Source organism: Cryobacterium psychrophilum, from assembly GCF_004365915.1.
Classification (GTDB): Bacteria; Actinomycetota; Actinomycetes; order Actinomycetales; family Microbacteriaceae; genus Cryobacterium; species Cryobacterium psychrophilum.
In genome coordinates this window covers 3502217-3527263 of record NZ_SODI01000001.1, presented here as the reverse complement: position 1 = coordinate 3527263, position 25047 = coordinate 3502217, and the positions used below count along the sequence as shown (strand labels likewise).

At 62.2% G+C, this 25047-nt stretch carries 22 protein-coding genes and 2 pseudogenes; 7 read left to right on the top strand and 17 right to left on the bottom strand.

Going from position 1 to position 25047, the window contains the following annotated elements; genetic code table 11:
- Positions 1-38: 38 nt before the first annotated feature.
- The 7 genes from EDD25_RS16615 to EDD25_RS16585 all read right to left on the bottom strand — a co-directional run bounded on the left by EDD25_RS16615 (position 39) and on the right by EDD25_RS16585 (position 9922).
- Positions 39-851 (bottom strand): SDR family NAD(P)-dependent oxidoreductase, encoded by an 813-nt coding sequence (locus EDD25_RS16615; protein WP_134174923.1) that lies wholly within the window; start codon positions 849-851, stop codon positions 39-41.
- Positions 844-2745 (bottom strand): PEP-utilizing enzyme, encoded by a 1902-nt coding sequence (locus EDD25_RS16610; RefSeq protein ID WP_134174921.1) that lies wholly within the window; start codon positions 2743-2745, stop codon positions 844-846. The genes EDD25_RS16615 and EDD25_RS16610 overlap by 8 nt, the downstream gene beginning before the upstream one ends.
- Before the next feature lie 82 nt (positions 2746-2827).
- On the bottom strand, positions 2828-3904 hold the full coding sequence (locus EDD25_RS16605; protein WP_134174919.1) for a PEP/pyruvate-binding domain-containing protein: 1077 nt from the start codon (positions 3902-3904) through the stop codon (positions 2828-2830).
- Positions 3901-5268 carry a cytochrome P450 gene (locus EDD25_RS16600; RefSeq protein ID WP_241986620.1) on the bottom strand — a complete coding sequence of 456 codons (1368 nt, stop codon included), beginning with the start codon at positions 5266-5268 and terminating at the stop codon, positions 3901-3903. The genes EDD25_RS16605 and EDD25_RS16600 overlap by 4 nt, the downstream gene beginning before the upstream one ends.
- 93 nt (positions 5269-5361) lie before the next feature.
- Entirely contained in the window at positions 5362-6192 is an 831-nt protein-coding gene (locus EDD25_RS16595) for an IclR family transcriptional regulator (protein ID WP_134174917.1), read from the bottom strand.
- A gap of 673 nt (positions 6193-6865) precedes the next feature.
- Complete coding sequence (locus EDD25_RS16590) at positions 6866-7108, bottom strand: hypothetical protein (RefSeq protein WP_134174915.1); 243 nt, start codon at positions 7106-7108, stop codon at positions 6866-6868.
- Positions 7109-7555: 447 nt separating this feature from the next.
- The gene (locus EDD25_RS16585) at positions 7556-9922 is read right to left on the bottom strand and encodes an FdhF/YdeP family oxidoreductase (protein WP_134174913.1); all 2367 of its coding nucleotides are present in this window, start codon (positions 9920-9922) and stop codon (positions 7556-7558) included.
- A 515-nt stretch (positions 9923-10437) separates the two neighbouring features.
- Between EDD25_RS16585 and EDD25_RS16580 the strand changes: the two genes are divergently transcribed.
- On the top strand, positions 10438-10932 hold the full coding sequence (locus tag EDD25_RS16580) for a Dps family protein (protein WP_134174911.1): 495 nt from the start codon (positions 10438-10440) through the stop codon (positions 10930-10932).
- Between the two features lie 60 nt (positions 10933-10992).
- Here the strand turns inward: EDD25_RS16580 and EDD25_RS18400 are convergent.
- Positions 10993-11217, bottom strand: a pseudogene (locus EDD25_RS18400) (DUF1016 N-terminal domain-containing protein); the annotation flags it as partial.
- A 430-nt stretch (positions 11218-11647) separates the two neighbouring features.
- Here EDD25_RS18400 and EDD25_RS16565 point away from each other — a divergent pair.
- The 4 genes from EDD25_RS16565 (at position 11648) to EDD25_RS16550 (ending at position 15277) form a co-directional block, all read left to right on the top strand.
- The gene (locus tag EDD25_RS16565; RefSeq protein WP_134174905.1) at positions 11648-12010 is read left to right on the top strand and encodes a hypothetical protein; all 363 of its coding nucleotides are present in this window, start codon (positions 11648-11650) and stop codon (positions 12008-12010) included.
- A gap of 353 nt (positions 12011-12363) precedes the next feature.
- Positions 12364-13371: a tyrosine-type recombinase/integrase gene (locus EDD25_RS16560; protein WP_166671334.1), complete on the top strand. Its 1008-nt coding sequence runs from the start codon at positions 12364-12366 to the stop codon at positions 13369-13371.
- A complete protein-coding gene (locus EDD25_RS16555) occupies positions 13368-14291 on the top strand; it encodes a tyrosine-type recombinase/integrase (protein WP_166671333.1) in 924 nt (307 codons plus the stop codon). Before EDD25_RS16560 ends, EDD25_RS16555 begins: the two co-directional genes overlap by 4 nt.
- A complete protein-coding gene (locus EDD25_RS16550) occupies positions 14288-15277 on the top strand; it encodes a tyrosine-type recombinase/integrase (RefSeq protein WP_134174900.1) in 990 nt (329 codons plus the stop codon). Before EDD25_RS16555 ends, EDD25_RS16550 begins: the two co-directional genes overlap by 4 nt.
- A gap of 93 nt (positions 15278-15370) precedes the next feature.
- Here the strand turns inward: EDD25_RS16550 and EDD25_RS16545 are convergent.
- From EDD25_RS16545 to EDD25_RS16520, 6 genes and pseudogenes are all read right to left on the bottom strand, one after another.
- Positions 15371-15676 (bottom strand): annotated as a pseudogene (locus tag EDD25_RS16545) (transposase); the annotation flags it as partial.
- Positions 15677-15785: 109 nt separating this feature from the next.
- Positions 15786-16778 carry a tyrosine-type recombinase/integrase gene (locus EDD25_RS16540; protein WP_134174898.1) on the bottom strand — a complete coding sequence of 331 codons (993 nt, stop codon included), beginning with the start codon at positions 16776-16778 and terminating at the stop codon, positions 15786-15788.
- Positions 16775-17716, bottom strand: coding sequence for a tyrosine-type recombinase/integrase (locus EDD25_RS16535; protein WP_134174896.1), 942 nt, complete (start codon positions 17714-17716; stop codon positions 16775-16777). The genes EDD25_RS16540 and EDD25_RS16535 overlap by 4 nt, the downstream gene beginning before the upstream one ends.
- Complete coding sequence (locus tag EDD25_RS16530; RefSeq protein ID WP_134174894.1) at positions 17713-18933, bottom strand: tyrosine-type recombinase/integrase; 1221 nt, start codon at positions 18931-18933, stop codon at positions 17713-17715. Before EDD25_RS16530 ends, EDD25_RS16535 begins: the two co-directional genes overlap by 4 nt.
- A gap of 86 nt (positions 18934-19019) precedes the next feature.
- Positions 19020-19259 (bottom strand): hypothetical protein, encoded by a 240-nt coding sequence (locus tag EDD25_RS16525; protein WP_134174892.1) that lies wholly within the window; start codon positions 19257-19259, stop codon positions 19020-19022.
- A 215-nt stretch (positions 19260-19474) separates the two neighbouring features.
- Positions 19475-19912, bottom strand: coding sequence for a hypothetical protein (locus EDD25_RS16520; RefSeq protein ID WP_134174890.1), 438 nt, complete (start codon positions 19910-19912; stop codon positions 19475-19477).
- A 413-nt stretch (positions 19913-20325) separates the two neighbouring features.
- Between EDD25_RS16520 and EDD25_RS16515 the strand changes: the two genes are divergently transcribed.
- On the top strand, positions 20326-20973 hold the full coding sequence (locus EDD25_RS16515) for a Crp/Fnr family transcriptional regulator (protein WP_134174888.1): 648 nt from the start codon (positions 20326-20328) through the stop codon (positions 20971-20973).
- 358 nt (positions 20974-21331) lie between these two features.
- Here EDD25_RS16515 and EDD25_RS16510 read toward each other — a convergent pair whose 3' ends face one another.
- Both EDD25_RS16510 and EDD25_RS16505 read right to left on the bottom strand, forming a co-directional pair.
- On the bottom strand, positions 21332-22372 hold the full coding sequence (locus EDD25_RS16510; RefSeq protein WP_166671332.1) for a FecR family protein: 1041 nt from the start codon (positions 22370-22372) through the stop codon (positions 21332-21334).
- 138 nt (positions 22373-22510) lie between these two features.
- The gene (locus EDD25_RS16505) at positions 22511-22753 is read right to left on the bottom strand and encodes a hypothetical protein (protein WP_134174884.1); all 243 of its coding nucleotides are present in this window, start codon (positions 22751-22753) and stop codon (positions 22511-22513) included.
- 8 nt (positions 22754-22761) lie between these two features.
- Here EDD25_RS16505 and EDD25_RS16500 point away from each other — a divergent pair, with 8 nt between their 5' ends.
- Positions 22762-23160, top strand: a complete 399-nt coding sequence (locus EDD25_RS16500) for a hypothetical protein (RefSeq protein ID WP_134174882.1) — start codon at positions 22762-22764, stop codon at positions 23158-23160.
- On the opposite strand, the gene EDD25_RS16495 is transcribed toward EDD25_RS16500, so the two are convergent.
- The gene (locus EDD25_RS16495; protein WP_134174880.1) at positions 23100-24869 is read right to left on the bottom strand and encodes an MFS transporter; all 1770 of its coding nucleotides are present in this window, start codon (positions 24867-24869) and stop codon (positions 23100-23102) included. The genes EDD25_RS16500 and EDD25_RS16495 overlap by 61 nt on opposite strands.
- Positions 24870-25047 lie beyond the last annotated feature (178 nt).

Below are 25047 nucleotides of genomic sequence, written 5' to 3'. Positions count from 1 at the left end.
CAAGTTTCGCTGTGTGTGGAACTGCACGATTACGGCAATCACAGGAACTGGCGACCACCGTCGACCACGAGGGTCTGACCGGTGATGTAGCTCGAGCCGGGGCCGGCGAGGAACAGTGCCGCCCCCACGATGTCGTCGGGTTCGCTGGCCCGTTTGATGCTGCCGCGGTCGACGCCATAGTCGGCGGCGCCTTCGATGAGTCCGTAGCTGGCCTCGGTGAGGGTGAAGCCGGGTGCAATCGCGTTCACGGTCACGTTTCGGTCACCGAGTTCCTTGGCGAGCACTCGAGTGAGCGCAATGACGCCGCCCTTACTGGCCACATAGTGAGCCCAGTGAGCCGAGCCGCTCATCACGGTGGCCGACGACAGATTGACCACGTGCGAACCGCTCTGCAGGTAGGGCGAGCAGGCCCGCGTCACGAGCCACGGGCCCTTGAGGTTCACGGCCATCACGAGGTCCCACTCGTCCACGTCGATCTCCTCGAACGCTGAACGGGTGATGGTCGCGTAGATCGCGGCGTTGTTGATGATCACGTCGATGTGTCCGGTGTTCGTCGAGCCGGTGCCGCCGGTGAACTCGGCGTCGAAGGCCGCGGCATCCGCTGCCATCTGAGTCACCGAGTCGAGCGATGTGACGTTGGCATGTAGGGCGAGGGCGGTGCCGCCGGCCTCCTCAATGAGCGCAGCGGTCTGCTGCGCTCCTTCGAGGTTGGTGTCGGCGGCCACCACCCGGTCGCCCTGGGCCGCGAAGCCCAGAGCGAAGGCACGGCCCAGCCCGCCGGCGGCGCCGGTGATCAGCACCGTTCTCGCGGTGGACGCGGAGGTGGACGAGGCCGTGCGCGGTTCAGGCATGGCTGCCTTCGAGAACGGTGCCATCGATCGCCTGTTCCAGCTGAATGGCTGCGTCATTGGCCAGGGTAACGTCGTGCACGTGACCTTCGACGACGGTGACGGTTCCGTTGTTGCCATCGACGCGCAACCACTGACCGGTGACGATCTGCGACGACGCGGTTCCGGTTCCCGTGACGGCGGGCATGCCGTATTCCCGGCAGACGATGGCCGCGTGGCTCATCATGCCGCCGATGTCCGTGACGGTGGCTCGAATCTTGCCGAAGATCGGTCCCCATGAAGGCGCCGTGACGGGGGCCACCAGAATGTCGCCCTCCCGAACCTCGGAGAGCTGGTCGGAGCTGCTGATCACCCGGGCCGGGCCCTCTGCCACACCGCTGGATGCCGCCATTCCGCGGAACTCACCTTCCGGCGCATCGGAGTCGCCAAGCCAGTTCTTGATCTGGTCACTCGTGATGCCCCAGAGCATGAGGGTGAAGGGCTCGGTGATGACGGCGGGCGGAGTGTTCAGCGCGGGCTGCGGGCGCTCGCTCTGCAGGGCGTCGACGATCACGCGGCGACGCGCAACCTCGTCGGGCCAGTAGTCCGGTCCGATCGCCGGAGCGCCAACGGCCCAGCCGGTGACATAGTCGAACAGTGCCTCACGCACCTCATCGCGGCGCAGGAAGAACATGCCGTCGGCCTCAGGCCAGAAGCCCTGTGCCTGGAGCATTTCCGAGAGCTGGCGTGCCTTGCGCCAGAACACACCCATGGTCCAGTGCTCAATGTAGAAGTTGTGGTTCTCCACGTAGGGATATACCTGGCGGGCGAGGCCGAGCTTGCCCTCGAAAGCGGCGAGCTGCTCGGGGCTGAGAAGTTCACAATACTCCTCGCTGATGCGGTCGCGCTCGGCGACGAGTTCGGCCACCGGGCGATCGATGGTCTGGCCGGTCTGCAGGCGACCGATGTAATCGCTGATGTAGCCGAGGGGCAGTTCGAGGTGGTCCATCCAGTACTTGTCGTGGGCGTAGAAGCCGTTGCCCACAGTGAAGTTGAACCACGGGTCTTTCGCTTCGGTCCAGGCGGCGATCCACTCGGCGCCGTGCGGGGCGTTCGCGATGGCATCGAGCGTGGCCTCGGGGTTGTGGGTCTGACCGAAGAGGCCGGTCAGGTCCAGTTCCACGGCAAGCTTGGCGAGCTTCTTGAGCTCGTCGTCCGGCCGGAACAGCTCCATGTCAACGCCCTGCACCATCTTGGCGACGGCCTGGTCGGGGATGCCGGGGAAGACCTCTTTGCAGTAGCTGAAAAAGTCGAGGTAGGCCACGTAGCCGAGGTTGAGGAACTCGAAGTGGTACTGCCAAGCCCGGTAGGTGAGCGCAATCAGCTGGTCGTACTGGGCGAGCAGTTCATTGTTCGGCCCGGTGCCTTTTCCGCTCGTGACGTCGTTGATGTCAACCTTGTCGGGCAGCGCGTCGAACGAGAGCGCGCCCAGCTCATCAATCGTGCCGCGGATCTTGCCCTGCCATTGCTCGAGCAGGGTGTCCCAGTTCTGGAAGTAGTGACCGGCACGGGCCATGAACTCGGGCACGCGCGGCGCAACTTCAGCTTCGGGAACGCCGACCGGCGACATGAACAGGTAGCCATTGTGAAGGCGGAACTCGATGCCGTTCGCCGGGGGAATCAGCAGGTGTCGGGTGTTGTACTGGCCGAGGCAGGAGACGGAGAATTCAAGGCCGATGGTCTCAAAAGGCTTGACGACGGTCGGCCAGTGCTGGCTGTCGCAAAACCAGAACTTGCCTTCTTCCACCTCACGGCGATTGTCCTGGAAAACCAGATTGTAGGCGTACAAGTTCTTCCAACCTTCAGCGCCGGCAGCCGGAGCCTGGTCGTAGGGGCTGGGAAATGACTTCTCTGTCATAAGAAAACCGTTCTCGAGGGTAGTGCGAGGGATAACGGACGTGTTCGGGTGGTGCTGGTGTAGGTGCTCGGAAAATCAGGGGTCAAGCCTTGCCGGCCTGCACCATGAGGGAACGGGTTATGCTCTCGATGCCGAACCCGCCGGCCGGCGTGACCGGCGTCTGCGCCTTCGACGAGAACACCGTCTCGGGCCGGGACTGAAGCAGCAGCAGGTTTTCGCCGTCGGGCAGATCGCGGTCAAGGGCCCACTCGATGTCCTGCGGGCACTTGAAGTGCTTCTCGGCCTTCTTCGCGATCGTCGCGATCGCCGTGATCTCCGTCTCGCTGATGGAGAGCTGTGCTCGGCGCTCGGCCGACACCTCAAGTTCGGCCAGAGCCTTGGTACTCGGATCGGGTACGAGTTCGGCGTGCTTGTCGCCGAGAACCCGCTTGACAACCATGAGCATGATCTTGTCCACGGTGATGTTATCGGGTGTGACGAGTCCGGAAACAACGAGTTCACCGAGCCCATAGGCGGCCTCAATCACGATCTTGGAACGGTCACCGGTGGTCGGGTCCATGGTGATGGCCACACCGGCAGCGCGTGCGTTGACCATCTTTTGTACGGCGACGGCCATCGACAGTCCCTCGTTGGGAATGTTGTTCTTCAGGCGATACGTGATGGCCCGCGAGGTGTAAAGCGAGGCCCAGCAGCGATGAATGTGCGCGGCGACGTCGTCGATGCCCGTCAACCAGAGGTAGGTGTCCTGCTGGCCAGCGAAGCTGGCATCAGGGAGGTCCTCGGCAGTGGCGGACGACCGCACAGCGACCGGCACCGGCTCACGGAAACGGGCCTGCAACGCATGGTACGCGTCGACGAAGAGGGCGTGAAGCTCGGCCGGCACGGGTCGGCTTTCAATCTCGAAGCGCAGCTGCGCCGACACACGATCGACCTCAGCGATGTCGTCGGCATCGAGGCCGTCGAGCAGTTGGTGAATATCAGCCCGAATGCCGGCCGCATCAATGAAGGCGTCGTACGCGGCGGTCGTGATGGCGAACCCGGGAGGGACCGGCATGCCGGCCTGGGTCAGCGCCACGAGCGAGGCGCACTTGCCGCCAAGCAGGTCGTGCAGCGGCGCATCCACACTGTCAAAGAATTGAATGAACGGGGCGTGGGTCATTTCACTGCTCCTTCGGATGCGTTCGCGAGAGGCCCCCATGTGACGGGCACCGATGTGGGGGCGCGAAACGACAGGTTGTCTCCGAAGATGATGGCTTCGGGGTGGAGGATGCGCAGGTCGGGCGCAGCCTTGAGGGTCTCCTCGACCACGATCTTGTCTTGCATCTTGGCGAGCATGTTGCCGAGGCAGTAATGAATACCAAAGCCGAAGGAGAGGTGGTTGCGGGCGTTGATACGGGTGATGTCGAAGGTTTCGGGATCCTCAAAGGTGCCGGGGTCACGGTTCGCCGAGCCCATCAGCAGAAGAATGTTGGAACCCTTCGGAATCGCGACGCCTCCGATCTCGGTATCTTCGAGGGCCTTACGGCGCCAACCGACGATGCTCGGCGAGAAGCGCAGCGTCTCGTCGATCGCGGAGGGGATCAGGCTCGGGTCTTCCTGAAGTTTCTTCCACTCGGCCGGGTGCGTGAGCAGCTCGCGAATGGTGTTTGAGATGAGGGTGGTTGTGGTCTCGTGACCGGCGAAGAGCAGGCTGTAACAGACCGAGGCGATCTCATGGTCGCTGATCTCGGAGCCGGTGGACTGCGCCTGCACGAGGTCGAAGACGAGGTTGTCGCCGTTGGTACCGGCCGCCAGCTGCTCATGCGCGTTGGCGACCAGGCGCAGGCACTCGGTCCAGTAGTCGACCAGGTTGTGCGCGTGCGGGACCTGCTCGTCATCACTCAGGTCACCCCAGGTCATGGCGGCACGGGAATCCGACCACTTCTTGTAGGTCGACACCATCTCCGGTCCCACGCCGAGCAGGCCGAGGATGGTGATCGTGGGAATGTCGACGGCGACGTCTTTCAGAAAATCGCCGCGGGCATCCGCGTGGGCCAACATCTGCTGCAGCAACCGCTGGGTGTTCTCGCGAATCGTGGGTTCGAGTGACTTGTAGCGTCGCGGCGTGAATTCCTTCTGCACGATGGCGCGCATGCGGGTGTGCTCCGGGGGAATGCGGGCGCTCAGCCCGGAGTAAGCGGTGAAACCGCCGTCGTTCATGATCTGTGTCGCCTCTGGGCCGCGGGGCCGCACGGGCATCTGGGCGTTCTCGCTGCTGAAGATCTTCCAGTTGTCGAAGACGGCCTTGGTGTCGTCATACCGGGACACCACGAAGTAGCCGATGGACTCGTCGTACATGACCGGTGCATTCTCGCGCAGGGCGGCGTATGACGGGAACGGGTCATTCATGTTGAAGGGCTCGTAGCCGTATCGCTCGGCGGGACGGGCCTCGGCCGGCACGGTTGCGGCACTGTGGTTCACCGGACACGTTGCGACATGCGGTGCGTTTGATTCCGTGCGTATTGCTTGGGTGTTACTGGTCACGATTGCTCCTTTTCCACGACTGCGGGGAATTACCACTATCTAACGGGAGCCGGTCGCCCCGCCCGCCGTCCTCTCCCACTGGATGGAATCGGCTTAGCTGTTCGACCCTTTTTGAGGGCGCACGCTGCCGGGCCGTGCTGTCGTCGGGAGGTGCGCGATTTGAGCCTGGATGAGGCCCGCCGTGCCGCGCAGAATCGGTAGATTACGTTCAACCTGTTGCATGTGCGAAATCGGGAATACGATTCCGAGGCCGGCGTAGATGCTGCCATCCGCGGCGAAAACCGGCACGGCGAGGGAGCAAGATCCGAGCCGCACCTCCTCCGACGCGAACGAGAACCCCTGGTCACGGATGCGGGTGAGTTCCCTGCGTAGCTGGTCGGGGTCCGTTTTGGTGTGCACGGTGCGCTGAGCGAGCTTCCCGCTCAGCACTGCCTCCTGAACCCACTCGTCTTCGAAGGCGAGAATGGCCCGGCCTGCGGCGGTCGCGTGCAACGGTAGACGCCCGCCGACCTGCGAGGCCTGGGGCACCCGGCGGCTGCCATAGATGCGGTCCATATAGAGCACTTCGGCACCGTCACGAATGGCAAGGTGCACGGTCTCCTGGGTCAGGCCGAAGAGATCCTGAAGAAAGGGGCGGACAAGATCGCGCAGTTTGCGACCGCCGTGTTGGCCAAGCTCCCACAGACGAATGCCGATCTGGTACCGGCCCTGCGCGTCCCGTTGTACGGCTCCCCAGATTTCAAGCTCACCGAGGAGGCGGTGAGCGGTGCTCTGCGGCAGTCCGCTCTCGGTGCTGATCTGCGAGAGTGTCAACGCGGATGCGCTGTGTTCGAAGGCCGCGAGGATACTGAGGACGCGACTCGTGACCGACTGGCCCGGGGCTGTTGTGTGACCTGCCACGAACTCCTCGAATCGCACTGGCATCGGCGGATTGTCCGCGATCAGGCCAACTCTAACAGCCGGACTCCTAACCCACCGGCAGTCGAGCTCGACCGTATCTCCGAGAAAACCAGCGACCAGGGGTGACCACTCGCTCGTAAAGATCGACGCGAATCGAGGCACTGCCAAGCCCGTCAAACGCGCATCCGGCGCGATAGCCTCTGAACCACGATGCACCGATCGGGCTGAGGAAGTAGCGGCGGGAATACCCTCTACTGCATCGACCAGACGCGCCACGATTTTCGGCGTGTTCTTGAAGTCCGGGAAACGCACCTCGATCGCGCGCCCCGCGAGGCGTCAGTGCACAACGCGATCGGGTACTTGTGCCCGAGCAGCGGTGCGTCCAATCCGCAGTTCAGAGACGGGGTGGATGCACGCCCCCGGAGAACGTCGAAGCCATTGGTTTGCAGCGCCGCGATGAATGCGCCGACCACTGGCTTACCGTGCCGGTCGTGTTCGGCGCACCAGTGTTGGTACTCGTCAATCGTCCAGTCCGGTCGCTTAACGGGTGGGGCTTGACTCTTGGCTTCCAACAGTTCAGTGCCGTAGGCCGTAGGGATGTGAATCTCGAATTCGCCCTCACGTGCGTGGGCGTATTCGACAACAATTACGCTGGCGCTGGGCGCGATGATCGTGTTCAGGAATTCAACGATTCTCTTCAGTCATCGTTCAATTGATCGACGGGAAGGACGAGGTTGAGCCGCCCGGCATTCAGGTTGTCTTGGAGAGCGGCCCGGATGCGGCCTTCCTCGTCGCCGAGAGCGTCGAGCGGGGACAGGCTGTTCGGTTCGGCTCGCATCCGGGCCTGTTCGAAGGCCTCGACCGGCATGCGCCATAATCGAGATGCGTAGTCCAGGATCTGCCCAACGACTTCTCGTCGCACCTGGGGGTTGCCCGCCATTTTGCATTCCACCAGCGTCAGTGCACCCTCACTATCGAGAACTACAACTTCTACCGGCCCGATACCACTTTGAAGCTCACGGCATGCCACGGTCTGACCGGTGACACCGGGAACCAGCGCCTAATCCCAGCGATGGGGCGTCAGCGGCACCATGCCATGCGGCCGCTGGCGCCCTCTCGCACGACCCCTGGCGCTGAACCGCACGAACGGGTGGCTCTTAAGGCATCAAATACTCAGCTACGCGGCCGGACTCGCTGCGGCGACGGGCGAGAAAAACGCGTCAGCGGCAGTGGAATCAGCCGCCGCGGTGGCCCGTCAAATCTGCGCCACGTCGACGGCCCGCACCGACAGGGCCGACACGGCCCGCACGGGCTGGGCTGACACGGCGCAGTAACGCTCGTGGTCTGGGTGGCCCCGGCCGTGCGGCCGAGAGCAGGGCCCTGCCAGTCAGCCCGGCAAGGCCGCCCCCGAATGGTTATGAGCAGCGGCTACCTTCGCGCCAGGCGCGCTGTTGGCATCCGCGGCCACCGGATCGAGTCGCACGATCACCGCCTTCGACACGGGGGTATTGCTGCCCTCGGCGAGGTGCGTAAGAGGAACTAGCACGTTCGCCTCCGGATAGTAGGCCGCCGCACAGCCACGAGCGGTGGGGTAGGACACCAAACGGAATTTCCGTAAGACCCGCGGAATGTTGTCGCGGAACACCCCGTGCACATCCACGAACTGGCCATCGACAAGGCCCAGCTCGGCGAGGTCGTCGGGGTTCACAAAAACCACATGGCGGCCATTTTTGATGCCCCGATACCGGTCGTTGTGCCCATAGATCGTTGTGTTGAACTGGTCGTGTGAGCGCAGTGTCTGCAAAATGAGGGTGCCCGGTGGGCGATCGACGCGCTCGAGAACGTTGACGGTGAGTATCGCCTTGCCAATCGGCGTGGGAAAGGTGCGCGAATCCCGCGGGCCGTTGGGAAGCATGAATCCGCCGTCCTGACGGATCTTCTGGTTGTAGTTTTCGCACCCGTCGACCACGTGAGAGATGTGGTCGCGAATGAGGTCATAGTTCTGCTCAAAACCGGCCCAATTGACCTTCACGGTGTCACCGAGAACAGCCAGCGCCAGCCGGGAGACGATCGCCACCTCCGAAAGGAGGTCGGGTGCCACCGGATCGACCTTCCCCCACGACGGATGCACGGCGCAGACGGTGTCCTCGACCGACACAAACTGCGGCCCCGACGCCTGCATATCGATCTCGGTGCGGCCCATCGTGGGCAGGATGAGTGCCTCAGCGCCGGTGACCACATGAGACCGGTTAAGTTTCGTAGACACCTGCACGGTCATCTCGGCGCCCCGCATGGCGGCTTCGGCCGCGTTCGTGTCGCTGATTGCCGCGACCAGGTTGCCACCGAGGGCCATAAACACCTTGATCTCACCGTCACGCAGCCCGTTGATGGTCTCAACGGCATCCGCACCGTGTTCTCGGGGCGGATCAAACCCGAACTCCCGCTCGAGGGCGTTCATGAATGCCGGCGGCATTTGTTCCCAAATGCCCATGGTGCGGTCACCCTGCACATTGCTGTGCCCGCGAATCGGGCAGGCACCCGCACCGGGTTTGCCGATGTTTCCCCGCAACAAGAGCAAATTGATGATCTCTTTGATGGTCGAGACAGCCTTCTTCTGCTGAGTCAGGCCCATGGCCCAGGTCACGATCACGCGATCGGCCTTAAGATAACGTTCGGCCAATTCGTCGATCTCGTGCGCCTCAAGTCCCGTGGCCTCGAGCACGGTCTGCTCATCGAGCAGGTTCAGATGCTTGGTGAGGTCTTCTAGGCCCGAGCAGTGCGTCGCCAAAAACTCGTGGTCCAGCACCGTTCCGGGATGCTGCGCCTCGGCGGCCAGTACCCGTTTGGAGACCGCCTGCAGCAGAGCCATGTCGCCGCCCAGCCGGATCTGCACGTGCTGGTCGGCGATGGGGGTGCCGCGTCCGATGATTCCCTTGACCGTCTGCGGGTTTTTGTACCGGTGCAGCCCGGCCTCCGGCAGGGGATTGACGGCGACGATCTCGGCGCCGGCATCCTTCGCCTCTTCCAAGGCCGTCAGCATCCGTGGATGGTTCGTTCCCGGATTCTGGCCCATAATGATGATCAGATCGGCCTGGGCAAAGTCGTCGTAACTGATCGTGGCCTTGCCGATCCCCAGCGTCTGACCCATGGCCCATCCGGTTGACTCATGGCACATGTTAGAACAGTCAGGCAGGTTGTTCGTGCCGAAAGCGCGCACAAAAAGCTGGTATGCGAAAGCCGCCTCATTCGAGGCGCGGCCGCTCGTATAGAAGGCAGCCTCGTTTGGAGACGTGAGCGCATTCAGCTTCGTAGCCAGCGCCGAAAACGCATCGTTCCAGCTGATCGGTCGATAATGGTTCTCGCCGGCGGGCTTATAGACCGGCTCGGTAAGACGACCCTGCATTCCAAGCCAATACTCCGACTTCTCCAACAGATCATCAAGGGAATACTCTGCCCAGAAGTCCGAGTCGATGGTGACCGGTGTCGCTTCCCAAGTGACGGCTTTCGCACCGTTCTCGCAGAATTCGAAGGTCTTCCGGTGAGTAGGGTCTGGCCAAGCGCAACTGGGGCAGTCAAAGCCATCTTTCTGATTGAGGGCGAGCATCGTCTTACCGGTCCGGATCACGCCCAGCTGCTCCAGCGCCGGCTTCATGGAGTGGTACACCCCGGGCACGCCCGCGGCCCAGTCCTTCGGTTTTGTGACTTCAAGGTCGGTCTCGTCCGGTTCTGACGCCGAGGGATGCTGACGAGTCATGGGCCGACCCTTTCCACACCCCACCTTGAGATGTCTCCTCCAGACATAACAGGCTGAACGAGTTGTTGCAAGGCCTCAACCCGCATCGGACGAGAAGTGTCCGCTCGTGCGGCCTGAATCAGGCTGGCCAGAATCAGGCATGCCGGGAAGAACGTAGTGCCACAGGGCGGCCTCCGAGCTCAGATTCATGCTCAAGCCCTCGACGACCACTGTTTCATGTGACTAGAGCCACGAACTGAAAACTCCGAAACTTCGCCTTGGCAGACCCGGAGCTTCTCATTTGTCTTGCACCTCACCTGTCGTAGCTCGACTGAGACAACAATAGGTGGATGCCCAGCTCTCTCGGGAACTCGCACCCAAAGAGCACGACCGCAACTATTAGGCTGAAACAATCGGCCCAGTAAAAAACGACGCCACCAACAAAACGGCGGCATGACAACCGGGACGGTTCAAAAGTCGGGGCACTGGCTAATCATCTGGCCGACCTGATTCCCGCTCGTGATGAAAGGAACTCCATGAAGGCATCCGCACAACTCGGCAGCAACTTGCAGTCGATCCTGGTTGACATGATCGAGCTTCACCTTCAGGGCAAGCAGGCGCACTGGAGCGTGGTGGGCAAAAACTTCCGCGATCTGCACCTGCAGCTCGACGAGATCATCGACGACGCCCGTCTGTTCTCCGACGAGCTGGCCGAACGGATGCGTGCCCTTGACGCCTTGCCTGACGGCCGCTCCGGCACAGTGACCACGACCACGCACCTGCCCGCATTTCCCGAGGGAGAGATTGATACGACCGAGACGGTGGCCCTGATCACGGTGCGGCTGAATACCACTGTCGACAACATCCGTGCCGTGCACGACGAGGTCGATGAGGAAGACCCGACCAGCGCCGACATCCTGCACGGCTTCATCGAGAAACTCGAGCAGTACGTTTGGATGGTGAGCGCCGAGAACCGCACACCGCGCAAGCCCACTGCCCAGGACTCCACCCGACCGGTGGGTAAGGCCTAGCGACACGACCAGGCACCTGGCCAGTGAGCTCGAGGAAGTCGAACACGGAGGGGTCATTTGCTATCTGCTGCCCAAGCTCCCAATCGGCAAAGACAGCCGCCGCGTGAAGTTGGCGGGTCCGGATCCGATTCGTTCGTGGATGCGGTTCATAACCTGATTCATCAGCACGTTACGCGACCAACCGTGTTCCCCTCCGACTGCGGCATACCAGTCGCGTAGCTCGGGGCTATCTAGCTTGTCGAGAAGGAGACGGACGTGCCCCCACGGCAAATGTTCCACGGCCTGTGGAACATTTGAAAATGGCGGTCAAGTTTCGGCAAAAGCCCGCATGTACTGCAAGTTGCTACGCAAGAAACCAGTCATTCTTGGGAACTCAAGTCGCAGATCCGAAGCCAACGCACCGATCACTCCACTTCCTCACCCCCGACTCTCTTGCGCGCTGAGCATCTCATGGCCAACGTGCCAGTACAACTTGATCAATTGGGCATTGACGACCCCCCTGGGCCCGGACCGTGCCTATCGGGCACGAGTCTTCAACCCGCCAAGAAACTCGTCATATCCATCCGGAAGGGTAAGAGCAGTATCGGTGGTCAACTCCTTTATCCTGTCCGGCACCTCGGTCATCGCGTTCAGCCCCGACCCCTCTCTGTCAACCTTGCATAAGGCACCGGGATCGTCCCGAATAGTGTCGTAGAGGGCGGGGAAGGAGTTCCCCTTGACGAACACCGTAATGACAGGGCTCAGCTCGATCGGGCAGGCTGTAGGGATGGAAGATGTTCCCGATCCTCAGGTTCCCGAGCGTGCTCGGCGGCGGACCTACACGGCCAAGTACAAACGCGACATTCTGACCGAGTACGACAGCCTCGATCGGCAGGGCCGCGGCGCTTTGCTCCGCCGAGAAAAGCTGTACACCTCGCTCGTTGGTAAGTGGCGTGATCAGCACGATAAAGGAGTGCTGGAGGCCTTGGCACGGCCAGCGGGAGCACCACCAGCCAGCACGGCAGAAAAGGAAACCCGTCGCGTTTCTGCATGCCGACCTGGGCGTGACCAAGTCGCACTCCCGCCCGCATACAAGTAACGACAATCCATTTTCCGATTATCTCGCGTCGGTGATTATGCCGAGTACGAACTTGCGCGGGCATGTTTGGGCTGGTTAGGAGGCTGCCGCAGCCTGACCTGCTCGGCATAATCACGTCGTCGTTTGATGCTTACTCTGTACAGATTTTTCGTTCAGAGGAGGCAGAAAAGAAGACACGAAAGTCGGCAGTGGACCTCGGTCCACTTTCGATATATGCGGAGGGGTTTCGGGAGCATCTGCAAGGCCGCGGTTACGCGCCGGACTCAACTCGGTGGAGGCTTCGACAGCTCGCGACGCTGGGCCGTTGGTTACGCGACCATCACCTGGCCGCCGAGGATCTCAATGCCGCGTGCGTGAAACAGTTGGTCGAGGCCCGACGGGCCGAGGGGCGAAAGACTTTGGTGTCGGTCGCGAACTTTTCGGTTCCAATCGCGTATCTGCGCGAGATCGGTGTGGTGCCGCCTGAGGCCGCATCGCAGTTCGATCCCGTCTCACAGATCCTTGACCGGTATCGCAGCTATCTGGCCACCGAGCGTGGCCTCGTCGAAAGTTCGATATTGACCAACCTGCGTATCGCCGAGAGTTTCTGCCGCACGCGCGGTCTCCCGTTGGAGGAGCTGTCGGCAGCTGAGATCACCGCCTATGTCGCAGCATTCTGCGCACGCTCGAGTATCGGATGGTCGAAGAAGACAGTGACCGCGTTGGCATCGTTTCTGCGGTTCCTCCACGTCATAGGCGTCACCGCTCAGCCGCTCGCCGCGGCGCTGCCCAAGGTCGCCGGGCACCGTCACACCGTGCCGTGCGAACTCGACGAAGGCGATTTCACACGCCTGCTGGGAGGCTGCGACTGCAGCCGCGACGTCGGATTACGCGACAGTGCGATCCTGACGCTTCTGTGGCGGCTGGGCCTACGCCGCGCTGAGGTGGCCGGGTTGCGAGTCGATGACATCGACTGGCGACATGGTGAAATCACAATTCGGGGCAAAGGCAACCACCACGAGCTTCTCCCCGTCCCCATCGACGTCGGTGAAGCAATCGTGCGCTACCTCCACGATGGTCATCGCCGAGTCCCACCGGGTTGCCGAGCGTTGTTCCTTCAGACGAGAGCGCCAGAAGGCAAGATGACTCCCTGCGGTGTCGGTGATGTCGTGGCGCGCTTGTCCCGTCGCGTCGGACTACCGACGATGGGTGCGCACCAGCTCCGTCACGGCACCGCCACGCAGCTGGTGCGCAACGGCGCTTCATGGCCGGAAATCGCGCAGATCATGCGGCACCGAAGCGTCGCCGTCACCTTGTCCTATACGACCGTCGACCCCACGCTGACTCGCGAGTTGGCACGACCCTGGCCGGGTGCACGATGACGAACATTCCCGCAGCGGTTGATTCCTATCTCGCCATGCGTCGTGGTTTGGGCTTCAAACTCGTCGATGCCGGATCGTTGTTGCCTGGCTTCGTTGGCTACCTGCACGAGAACGGGGCCGAGCACGTCAGCACCGAACTGGCCGTCGCCTGGGCAATACAGCCCGTGAACGCCGGTCCGATCTGGTGGCGTCAACGATTGAGTATCGTGCGCGGCTTCGCCGAATACCTGCGCAACATTGACCCGGACACCGAGGTGCCACCACGTGACTTACTGCCGGCGCAACAGCAGCGGATTGCGCCGTATTTCTACTCCGCCGCTGACATCGAAGCGCTGATGGCCGCTTGCCGGCTGCTGAATCCGCCACTGCGCGCCGCCACCTACGAGACGATCGTCGGGTTGCTTTCGGTCACCGGCTTACGACTCGGAGAAGCTCTGGCTCTCAACCGCGACGACGTCGACAAAAAGCACTTACAGCTCGTCGTCCGCCAGGCCAAGGGCGGCGGCCGAAAGGTGCCGTTGGACGATACGACCCTCCGGGCGCTCCAGCAGTACTTCGAGTGTGTCGACCGTCACTTCCCGGTACCGGTGTCGCCGTCGATGTTCGTCTCAATACGGGGAACCCGAATGAATAAGGACTCCATCCACGCCACGTTTCCCCACCTGATCGACAAGGCCAGCCTGAAAGGACGAGGTCAACGACCCCGGCCCCGACCCCATGACCTCCGACACAGCTATGCGATTCGCCAACTGATCGACTGGCATCAACAGCACGCCGATGTCGACGCCCGGATACCGCTGCTCTCTGCCGTCCTCGGACACACCGACCCCGCCTCCACCTACTGGTATCTCCAAGCCGCACCGGAACTCTTCGCAATCGTCGGAATGCGCCTGGAAGAATTCTTGGGAGAGCTTCCATGAGCGCCCTCGCCCCCACCCTGCAAAAGTTCTTCACCGACCGCCTTCTCACCCAACGACAGGTCAGCCCGGCCACCATCGCCGCTTACCGCGACGCCTTCCGGCTGCTCCTCGGATTCATCGCGGAGACCAAGAAGCTCGCTCCGGCAAGCCTTGATTTTGCAGACCTCGACGCCCCGACCATCGGAGCGTTTCTGACGCATCTAGAAACCGAGCGGGGCAACAGCGTTCGAAGTCGAAACGCCCGCCTGGCCGCGATTCATTCGCTGTTTAAGTTCGCCGCGTTTCAGCATCCCGAACATGCCGATCTGATTTCGCGGGTCTTGTCGATCCCTCAGAAACGGTTCGATCGGGGAATCGTTGCCTTCCTCACCAAAGAGGAGGTCGAGGCGATCCTCACCGTTCCCGACCGAGGCACCTGGCTCGGTCGTCGCGACCACGCGCTACTGACCGTCGCAGTCCAAACCGGTTTGCGTGTCGCCGAACTTACCGGTCTACGCCGCGAAGACGTTGTGCTGACAGTTGGGCCTCACGTTCGTTGTTTCGGAAAGGGCCGAAAGCAGCGATCCACACCGCTGACCACTGGCACCGTCGCCACGCTGCGGGAGTGGTTAAAAGCGCATGACGCCCAGCCCGGATCACCACTGTTTCCCAGCCTGCACGGCACACCGATGAGCACCGACGCCATTGAATGGCTGGTGAGGAAATATGCCACCGCTGCGGTATCTCTCTGCCCATCGTTGGCGACCAAACATGTCACCCCGCACGTCCTTCGACACACCGCCGCCATGTTCCTACGCGAAGCGGGCGTGGACATCTCGGTAATCGCCCTCTGGCTCGGCCACGAAAGCATCACCTCAACGCAGATCTACATGCACGCCGACCTCGCCGTCAAACAACGCGCCCTGGACAAGACCACGCCACTAGTCGTCACCCCAAACCGCTACCATCCGCCTGATTCGCTGCTCGCCTACCTAGACTCACTCTGAATTATGCCGAGCAGGTCAGGCTGCGGCAGCCTCCTGACCAGCCCAAACATGCCCGCGCAAGTTCGTACTCGGCATAATCACCGACGCGAGATAATCGGAAAATGGATTGTCGTTACTTGTATGCGGGCGGGAGTGCGACTTGGTCACGCCCAGGTCGGCAAGCAGAAACGCGACGGGTTTCGACGCCATCGAGGACCCGTTATCGGAGTGGATCGTCAGCTGATCACGGCGAATGTTCTGCTTCTCGATCGTGTCGAGCAGGAGCCGCTCAGCCAGCTCGGCGGACTCCCGGGTGGCGACCATCCACCCGACGACGTACCGCGAGTAAATGTCGATAATCGTATACAAGTGGAAGTACGACCATGTGGCCGGACCCTTGAGCTTCGAGATGTCCCACGACTTATGCCGACGTCGGCATAAGTCGTGTTATGCCGACATTGTGATTATGCCGATGTTGGTCTCGGATCCCAGATGGTAAGCGCGATCTGGGCGGAAAAAGTCGGCATAATCACAGAGCAGCCAGGAACGCCAGGACGGTATCGGTGGGTTGGTATCGACCGGCCGCGGGGACGCTGAGCGGGGTGACTTTGGCGATCGCGGCTTCCTTTAGCGTCATATCAGCGTGGAGGTAGATGTTCGTGGTGACGATCTGTTCGTGGCCGAGCCAAAGCGCGATGACGGTGGTGTCAACGCCAGCGTGGAGCAGCCGCATCGCGGCGGTGTGCCGCAGCGTGTGCATGCTGACATGTTTGCCGATCAATGATGGGCAGGATGCCGACGCAATAGCGATGGTGTGGCTAATGCGGTGTTCGATCGCGTCGCGGCTGAGGCCCCGCCCGGTGCTACTGGTGAACAGAGGTGCGCCGGGAAGCCCACCATGTTCTGTGATCCACTGTTTCAAAACGGTGACGGTAGCGGGAAGCAGTGGCGTTCGCCGTTCCTTGCGGCCTTTCCCGAGACAGTGGACGTGGGCGCCAGCACCGGTGTGGATATCTGCGATGGTGAGGCTGAGGAGCTCGCTGATGCGTAGTCCCGTCTGGATCGCCAGGGTGAATAGAGCGTGGTCGCGCCGGCCCGTGCGGGTGCCAGGATCGCAGGCTGCCAGTAATGCGTCGGCTTCGGCCGACTCCAGCCAGGTCACGATGGTGCGCCGTTGTCGTGCGGCCGGGATCGCCAGGACTCGTTGAATAGCCTCGGCGTGTTCGTGGTTGCGCAAAGCGGCATAGGCAAACAGAGAGTGAATAGCGGCCAGACGGGTGTTGCGGGTGCGGACGCTGTTGCCGCGGACTTCTTCCAGATGGTGCAAGAACCCGGTGATGGTGTCAGCATCGAGGTCACCGATGTCGATATCGGAAGCCTTCTTGCCAGTCTGTGCGCAGACGTAACCAAGCAGCAGGGTGATGGTGTCGCGATAAGAGGCGATCGTGTTGCTGCTGGAGTGTCGTTGAGTGATCAGCCGGTCAGTGAAGAACACCTGCAACAGTGGTGCGAGAGACGTCATGATTTGCCCAGCTGTCGGGCAGTCGAGCTCTCCAGCCGTGTCGCTGCGTAAGCGAGCAGCTCCGGAACGGCACTGATATACCAATAAGTGTCGGCGGGTCTGGAGTGGCCCAGATAGATGGACAGGACAGGCATCTTCGCGGCAACATCGACGCCCTCCCGATACCAGCCCAGCAAAGCGTTGACCGCGAACGTATGCCTCAGGTCATGCATCCGGGGTTGTTGTGTTGCTGTGCGCAGTCCTGACGCCGTGGACGCCTGAATCCAATTATCGAGAACAGCCGCGTATTTCAGCCGCTCACCTGCTCGGTCGCTAAAGAACGCACCTGATCGCGCCCGGGCAGTGTCATGGTGGTCGTCGCGCCAAGGTGCATAACCCTCCAGCGCTGCGGTCACGGTCGGGTGCAGCGGGACCAGGCGCGGGTCGCCCTTTCCGCGGCTGATCAGCAGCACCCCGGCGTCGAGATCCACGGCAGACCCATCGAGTGCGATCGCCTCCCCGACGCGCATTCCCGTCGCAGCCAACAGAGCGAACAGCACCGGGTAGGTCTGGGCTCGGCTGCCCCCTTTCAACGCGGTCGCGGCCTGGATCACCGCGGTGATTTCGGCACGGCAGTAGATGTAAGGATTCGTGCGATGGAGAGGATCGGAAAAGATCCCACGCGGTGGGACCTGGTGGATCGGATCCAGCGCGTGCATGTAATCAGCGAAACCGCGGACCGCCGTCATTCGATTGGAAGCCCGCGTCGCCGGCGGGGTCGTCACTCCGGCAGGCAGAACGCTGGACCAGGCAATTGCGTCGGTGATCGTGATCGCCGTGATGCTGGCGTTCGTGAGGTGGGTGGCGAACTGGTGGAGCAGGTGCTCGGGCCCGTGCAGGCGGGCACCAAGCTGGCGGCGTAGGCGGATGTAGTCATCGACGTCCTCGGTCCAGGTCATGAGAGCTCACCTCCACCGGGCCAGGGCTGTGCCAATTGTCGCAATCGCACCACGTCGACGCGGGCGTAGTTCGCGGTCGTGGCCGGATCCTCATGGCGCAGCACCTGTCCAATGCCGGCCAATGGGACTTCGGCGGCGACCATCGCCTCAGCCAAGCCGTGGCGCAACTGGTGAGGACCGAACGGTTGCAACCCGGCGCGGGTGCAGGCGCGAGTCACAATCAGCCAGATCGCCGAGGATCCCAACCGGTGACGCGGTGCTCTGAGGGCGCAGAATACCTCCCGCACCTCATCATCCGCCGCGCGAGAGTGCAGCAGGTAGTCCACGACGGCCTCCCCAACCTCTGCGGGAAGGGGAAGGTAGGCATCTTTGGCTCCCTTGCCGCGGATGAGGACCTCCCCGGAATGCCACCGAATGTCCTCCAGTTGCATCCCAGCGACTTCCCCGGCGCGCAGGCCCAGCCGGGTCAGCAGCATGACGACGGCGTATTCGCGCCGCCCCGCCGCAGTACCCCGGTCGCAGCTGGTCAACAACGTCTCGATGTGCGCTGCGCTGGCGCCCACGGGAAGCAAGGAGGGCAATGGGTTCCGGATCACTAGCGTCGCGCCGGTCAGATCACGGTCGAGTTCGCCGGTGATGAAACAGAACCGTAAAAAGGACCGCAGTGCGTAGCCGAATTTCTTCACTGAGGCCGGTGCCCGACCCGCACCCTCATCCAGCAACGCCCGGGTCACCTCCGCACCACCGAGCGCTGTGAACCCGCCAGCCGGCACATACGTGGCCAAAAACCGTCGGACCCGCACGACATAAGCCATAGTGGTGCTCGCCCCAATGCGACGCTCCCGCAGCAGATACTGCTCGAACCGCACCAATACCGCGGGGTCCTCCGGCGGCAATGCGCCCATCGCCACCGCCTCAGCAATCACCCCGGTCGCGGCCAACCACCCCAGCAACGGTCGCATAGCTTTGTGGCTGAAAAGCGCCGTGCGGGTCCTGCGACGTTCGTCAAGGAACGCATCCACCTGCTCGACCGTCAGATCCTCGAGTGCGAGCCCTTCCGCTTCCAGCCAATAACTGAAATGTGCCAGCAAATGGAACTGGTTCACCATCGACGCTGGCAGGTAGCTCAGCCTCTGCAGCTCAGCCTCGAATCCATCCCTGTACTCCACCAATGGGCCTCGGACTTTTACTCGGGCCACTTGAGTTGTAACCGGCATTGTGCTCTCCTCGTCTGCTCAATCATTGAGAAGACAAGCCGATCACCCGACAGTGATTATGCCGACCTTTTCCGCCCAGATCCCGCTTACCATCTGGGATCCGAGACCAACATCGGCATAATCACAATGTCGGCATAACACGACCAGGTCATGTTGGGTCCCGTCGCGATGAGTTCGGGCTTGATGCGGGCCGGGTGCTCGGCCTGAGCACGACGTTCCCCGGTCTCGCCGTGGGCGCGGAGCAGACGATACATCGTCGCCACTGAGCACAGGTAGGTGCCCTCGTCGAGGAGGATCGCCTGGATCTCCGCCGGCGCCCTATCCACGAACCGCTTGGACCGCAGCACCTCCAGAACGGCGGCGCACTCCAGCTCGGTCAGCGCCCGCGGCTGCTTCGCCGGCTGGGGCCGGGGCCGCGGCGATGACGGCGGCCGTGGCGACCGCGGGTGGTGACGGTAGTGCGTCGCCCGTGACCGGCCCACGGCCCGGCATGCGTCCCGCGTTCCGACGAGCGGGACGAGGCAGGTGATGGTGGCGTCGATTATTTCTCGGTGTTCGTCTCGCTGCTGTTGGTCGAGAGTTGATCCAACAGAGCCGAGAGTTTTCCCTGGATAGCGATCACCTGCCGTGCCGTATCCAACTCGCCCGACAGGCGCAGATTTTCCTTCCGCAGGCGGGCGGCGTCCTTTTCTGCCGTGCTGGCTGGTGGTGCTCCCGCTGGCCGTGCCAAGGCCTCCAGCACTCCTTTATCGTGCTGATCACGCCACTTACCAACGAGCGAGGTGTACAGCTTTTCTCGGCGGAGCAAAGCGCCGCGGCCCTGCCGATCGAGGCTGTCGTACTCGGTCAGAATGTCGCGTTTGTACTTGGCCGTGTAGGTCCGCCGCCGAGCACGCTCGGGAACCTGAGGATCGGGAACATCTTCCATCCCTACAGCCTGCCCGATCGAGCTGAGCCCTGTCATTACGGTGTTCGTCAAGGGAACTCCTTCCCCGCCCTCTACGACACTATTCGGGACGATCCCGGTGCCTTATCCAAGGTTGACAGAGAGGGCTGGGCGGGACCTGCAGCAACGGTGGACACGGTCACCAAGGCCAGAACAATCGCCAGAACAGCGATGAGCTTCCGGCGCAGCGTCAGCTGCGGCTGAGGGGAAAACGACTTGACAGTGGTCGTCGGAGACGCGGGATGGGTGAGGGCTAGGAAGGACATTTGGGCTTCTTTCAGCGAGGTGGTGGAGTGGATAAAGACAATCTCCTCCGTTCAGCACTGTCAGAATGTCGTCTTACTAACACTGCGAAGGTCGGATAGCTGACCGGATGGCGCGACACGAGATTGCGCCGAACTCAGCGCATTCCGCCACAATGAGCACATACTACGAACGGAGCTCAGATGCTGTGGTTGGAAGTCCTACCCGAAAACGAGCGCGCCCGCATCGAGCCATCGTTCCTTCGCCGTACGTTTAAGCGCGGTGAGACCGTTCTCCTGCAAGGCGAGCCGAGTGCCAATGTTTACGTGGTCGACTCCGGCCACGCGGCGGTGAAGGTCTCAACTCCACACGGCGAATCGCTGACCGTGACCGTCCTTGGTCCTAACTCGAGCTTTGGCGAGATCGCCGCCCTGACCGAGGATGAGATCCGAACCTCCACGGTGGTGGCACTTGACGCGTTAGCCGTGCGCGTGCTCCCCCATCGAGTGTTCGATGAGCTCCGCCGCCGCGTACCCGCAGTAGACACCGCTATCGCCCAGTCGCTAGCCCGTCGCCTACAAAATCTCAGCGATCGAATGGCCGAGGCGACGTTCGAGACCGTTCAGCGACGGGTCGGTTTGAGGCTGGTCGAGCTGGCAGACGCCTTCGCAGAGTCAAGCACATCAGCGTCACTACCCCTCACCCAAGACGACCTCGCCGGCATCGTCGGCGCCACCCGCCCCACCGTCAATCAGGTGATCGGCACCCTAGTCACAGCCCATTTAGTCACGGTCGGACGCGGGCATCTTGACATACCCGATGTTTCTGCTCTCCGGCGCTACCTCCGCTGAGCTCCCTGCACCCCGCTTCGCGCAGTTGGACTACTCAGGACTCTCACCCGCCCATGTGCGACAACTGTTGGCACGTGCCTATCAATTCAATCAGTTCGCTATCCCTGTTCTCCGCCGAAGTCAGCAGGGCGTCGTAGGGGATGCCTGGCGTCAGCGTCAACGACGGCCGACATCAGCTCCGCCTGAGCGGCGCGGCCACGGCCACTTACCCGACTCTCCGATTGACGGCTCGTCACCCGCGATGACCACCACGCCGGGATCAGCGTCGCCGTTCAGCCACGACAAATCGCCAGCGTGCTCCGCATACTGCGCTCCCGCACCGACTACGGCAGCCCCCTCGTCTTAAAGACCAGCTACGTCAGCCGTCGGCTCTCACTAGCGCGACTGACCCTACAGATGTTGCCGACTCTGGGGCTCCAGCGCATGCAACCGGATCGGCCAAAGTCCACACCGACGTGAATATCCCCGAGTAGGACGTGACTGTCGGGACACCGTCGACTTGTTCGGTCCCGTCCTGAGCTAACACGTACTCAAACTCGGTTGTGTACCCTTTGTCCGACAGCGTCTCCCCAGTAACACTGTCAAGGCATGGAGCGAATCCATTACTCGGATTCACGGTCAGCCCGGCTGCGCTCAACATTGCCGGAAGCGTGTTGCCGCTATCGGAAGAGATAGAGACAGCACAGGAGTCGGCCGTGCACTGGCCAGTGGTCACTGTCCAAACCCGCGTGACGGTTGTTCCGACGTTCCCTTGCCTGTTTTCCGCGGTCTCACTGGTGATGGTTATGGCCATGCTCCATACCCCGTCGAGGGAGGCTTTCCACTCCGCGTCAGGGCCAGCGGCTGCCGCTGAGTCGGCGAGCTCGATGCCGTCGAGTTCGAGGTTATTCATTATCCACTCGTCGGCCTGTACAGCGTCCATCGGGTACGGCACGGCCGCGGTGTTCTCGGGCACAGTCACCTTCTCGAACGGGTGCACGTCAATTAGCGTCCCGTCCTTGGTTTTCACCTGTACGAGCCCTTCGATGACAGTGAACGCACAACTGGAATTGCCCTCGCAGACGACGGCGAATGCTGTGCCGCGAACGGACGCAGTACCGACCGGCGTCGTCACCTCATACTGCGCACCCTCTGCGACGAGCTTCTTGACTCGATGCCAGCTCTGGCCGACGTCGAGTGTGACCGCCGTCCGCTGCGCTGTAGCGGAATCGAGCTCGTCGATGGTGAACTTACTGTCAGGGCCCAGGCGTGTGAGAGATCCGTCGGGATAGTCCAGCTGCGCTTTACCTGCCGAGTCGGTTTGGACGATATCGCCCGCGTGGGCAGTGCCTGTCTCTTTCACCTCCGAGGGATTCCCCGACTCGGACGCCAACGTTACTTTCGTGGCGGATGCGCTCACCTGCGCCGCCGGGCCCGACGTACACGAGGTTAGAAACGCAAGCACAACAACGATGGCCAGTACGGACAGCGCTTTACGAGAATTCACGTGACGACTCCGATCGGAAAACGAGCCAACTGACGAAGTGAAATTTTTTTATCAAAGAAGAGCCACCAGTATAGCCATGGCGCCGCCTTGCGGCACAAAATTTGTGGTCTTGACGAAGACGAGCATCGCGCCCACCACGATGATATTCTCATCAGGTTCTACCAGCAGGTTGTTCAGTCTGGAAGTTGCCGATGAGCAACGAGCTTGCGGTACCCAGACTTTGCGGTCGACGGGGCGTGATGCGGGCGCGTGACTCACCGATAGGGGATCGCCGGTCGACAGCATGGGCACCATCGCCACAGATGAGCGGACTCAGCGCCCGATTTGGGGAGGCGCGTCCAAGGGGACGCTTTCGCCCGGTAATCGTTACGCAGAATCCGCTTACCTGCTCACCCTGGTCCTGTGATCGGATCAGCAGCCTGAGGTCAGGAACCGACTCCCTGACCCTCGACGTCATCATCATCATCCTCGACGACGTGACCGGTCCTGGCGGCGTGACCCTCGACGTCATCATCCTCGACGACGGGGCGATGGCCGCCGTGACCTTCTACATCGTCATCCTCGACGAGTCGGTTGCCGCGGAAACCGTGACCTTGGACGTCCTCTTCGGTGATGTCGGACAGGTCGTTGGTGTTCTCAGTCATTTCTTCATTCCTTCATTCGGTGGGTGGGTGTCGCTTGGTGCGATAACAGCAGTGTGATCGGGTGTCGAATCGAGAAGTGTCGGCTGGCGAACACTCAAACTGTTCAGTTGCCGACTCACGACGAGGTCGGGATCGGTTCGACTCAGCCGCACCATCGACGGGCCGAGCAGCAGCAGGGGCTGCCGATGAGGCTCGACAGCAGCAACGAAATCGTCCGCGCCCAATCGCCATACGGTTGCCGCGGATGTGGCTACCACGGTGGCAGTACGCGGTATCGCAGTAAGCACTCCGATCTCTCCGACGACGTCTGGCGCGACGACATCCGGGATTGCGCCGCGCGGCACCGAACTCGACGTAACGGCGAGCGTCCCGTCGGCGAGCACCCAGAGCGCATCCGCGTGCTCGCCCTCGCGGATAAGGACGTCGCCAGCAGCAAGGTGCCGCACCTCGATAGCGGCCGAGAGTCGTTGCTTGACCGAGTTGGACGACGGAGCGAAGAGCCGGATCTGGTCGAGCACGCCAACCCGAGACTCGAGCAGCGCGGCTTGCGCTGCAGATGCACGGTCCGTGCGCACGAGCAGCGGTGACAGGGCTAGCGCGACGACGGTGAACACCGACCCCATGACTATGAGGGAGGTTTCGATCGGGAGCGCCGACAAAAGGGCGGCCGCCGTGAAGGTGCCGAGAACACTGGCCAGGAGTGCCACGGTGTCCTGGAGGGAGAGAACCCGGCTGAGCTGACCGGCAGTAACTTCACGCTGAATGGCGGTTAGGGCGACCACATCGACGATCACCATGCCGATGCCCGAGACGACCTGGAGCCCGATGCCTACCGCGCTAGCGGTGGTGAACGCGGTAAGGGCATAGGGAATGGACTGGATCAGCAGCCCTCCCACGATGATCGGCGCGAGACGTCGCGCCCGACTGAGCCGGTCAGCAACGGTGGCGCCAATGATCCCGCCAATCGCCGAGCCAGCGAGGAGGTAGCCGTAGCCTTGAGTTCCCATGCCGAGGTGCTGACTTATCGGGATGAAGACGACCGTGTATGCACCCGCGAGCATGGTGTCAAGCGCGGCGAACAGCAGGAGTATCGCCGCGGTGGGGGTCCGACGCAGGGCGTCCACTCCGTCCAGGACCTGCCGAATAATCCGCTCCCCCGGCGCAGCGTCACCGCGACTGCGCACTCTGAGCATCATGGCGAGAAAAGCCGCGATGAAGTAGCTCGCCGCATTGATCGAGACACCGATCGCCGGCTCCCCAAGCAATACCAGAAGGCCACCGAGCGCCGGACCGATCACAACGACGATATTGTCCAGGCTGGCAAAGACGGCGTTAGCCGTCGGCAGAGTCGCCGCGTCGACGACTTCGGGCGTGAGTGCCCCTGCGGCCGGCCCGTACGGGCTGCGCACGATCGACGCAACGATGCCAAGAATCAGCATCAGGAGTACCGGTCCGTCCGTCAGCACGATTACGACGAAACCGATTCCAATAACGCCCGACAGCAGGGCCGAAACAATCATGAGACTGCGGCGGTCGACACGGTCGGCGAGCACACCGGCCAGCGGGGCAATGAGCAGCCCGGGTATCCAGCTTGCCGCTGCCATAGCCGCGAGCCAGGCGAGGGAGCCGGTGACTGAGTATACGTAGACATCGAGCACGATCTGCGCGATCCAGCTGCCTATTGAGTTGATGAAGGAAGACGTAATCAGCAGCCGAAAGTCGCGCTGGCCGAAGGCTGCAGCGTAGGCGTTCACCGTGGTCGCCACGTCGCCCCTTCCTCCTCGCTCCGGGGCCGAAGCCGGCCCTAGTGATGGAGTGCGCTGAGCGCATTCCAGTCGAGATTGTCGCACACAGAGATCACGCAGGGAAGGGGATCTGGTGCAGAAATTCGCAGGTTCTGGCACCCCTGAAACCCCTAAACGGGTGGAGTACGTTCTGACCCAA

Excerpts from the sequence above, each read along its gene's own strand:
- EDD25_RS16580 (WP_134174911.1), top strand. The coding sequence starts at position 10,438 with ATGAAGGCATCCGCACAACTCGGCAGCAACTTGCAGTCGATCCTGGTT.
- EDD25_RS16605 (WP_134174919.1), bottom strand. The coding sequence starts at position 3,904 with ATGACCCACGCCCCGTTCATTCAATTCTTTGACAGTGTGGATGCGCCG.
- EDD25_RS16540 (WP_134174898.1), bottom strand. The coding sequence starts at position 16,778 with ATGACGTCTCTCGCACCACTGTTGCAGGTGTTCTTCACTGACCGGCTG.
- EDD25_RS16530 (WP_134174894.1), bottom strand. The coding sequence starts at position 18,933 with ATGCCGGTTACAACTCAAGTGGCCCGAGTAAAAGTCCGAGGCCCATTG.
- EDD25_RS16585 (WP_134174913.1), bottom strand. The coding sequence starts at position 9,922 with ATGACTCGTCAGCATCCCTCGGCGTCAGAACCGGACGAGACCGACCTT.
- EDD25_RS16550 (WP_134174900.1), top strand. The coding sequence starts at position 14,288 with ATGAGCGCCCTCGCCCCCACCCTGCAAAAGTTCTTCACCGACCGCCTT.
- EDD25_RS16515 (WP_134174888.1), top strand. The coding sequence starts at position 20,326 with ATGCTGTGGTTGGAAGTCCTACCCGAAAACGAGCGCGCCCGCATCGAG.
- EDD25_RS16615 (WP_134174923.1), bottom strand. The coding sequence starts at position 851 with ATGCCTGAACCGCGCACGGCCTCGTCCACCTCCGCGTCCACCGCGAGA.
- EDD25_RS16535 (WP_134174896.1), bottom strand. The coding sequence starts at position 17,716 with ATGACCTGGACCGAGGACGTCGATGACTACATCCGCCTACGCCGCCAG.
- EDD25_RS16595 (WP_134174917.1), bottom strand. The coding sequence starts at position 6,192 with ATGCCAGTGCGATTCGAGGAGTTCGTGGCAGGTCACACAACAGCCCCG.
- EDD25_RS16555 (WP_166671333.1), top strand. The coding sequence starts at position 13,368 with ATGACGAACATTCCCGCAGCGGTTGATTCCTATCTCGCCATGCGTCGT.
- EDD25_RS16505 (WP_134174884.1), bottom strand. The coding sequence starts at position 22,753 with ATGGTGCCCATGCTGTCGACCGGCGATCCCCTATCGGTGAGTCACGCG.
- EDD25_RS16610 (WP_134174921.1), bottom strand. The coding sequence starts at position 2,745 with ATGACAGAGAAGTCATTTCCCAGCCCCTACGACCAGGCTCCGGCTGCC.
- EDD25_RS16590 (WP_134174915.1), bottom strand. The coding sequence starts at position 7,108 with ATGGCGGGCAACCCCCAGGTGCGACGAGAAGTCGTTGGGCAGATCCTG.
- EDD25_RS16500 (WP_134174882.1), top strand. The coding sequence starts at position 22,762 with ATGAGCGGACTCAGCGCCCGATTTGGGGAGGCGCGTCCAAGGGGACGC.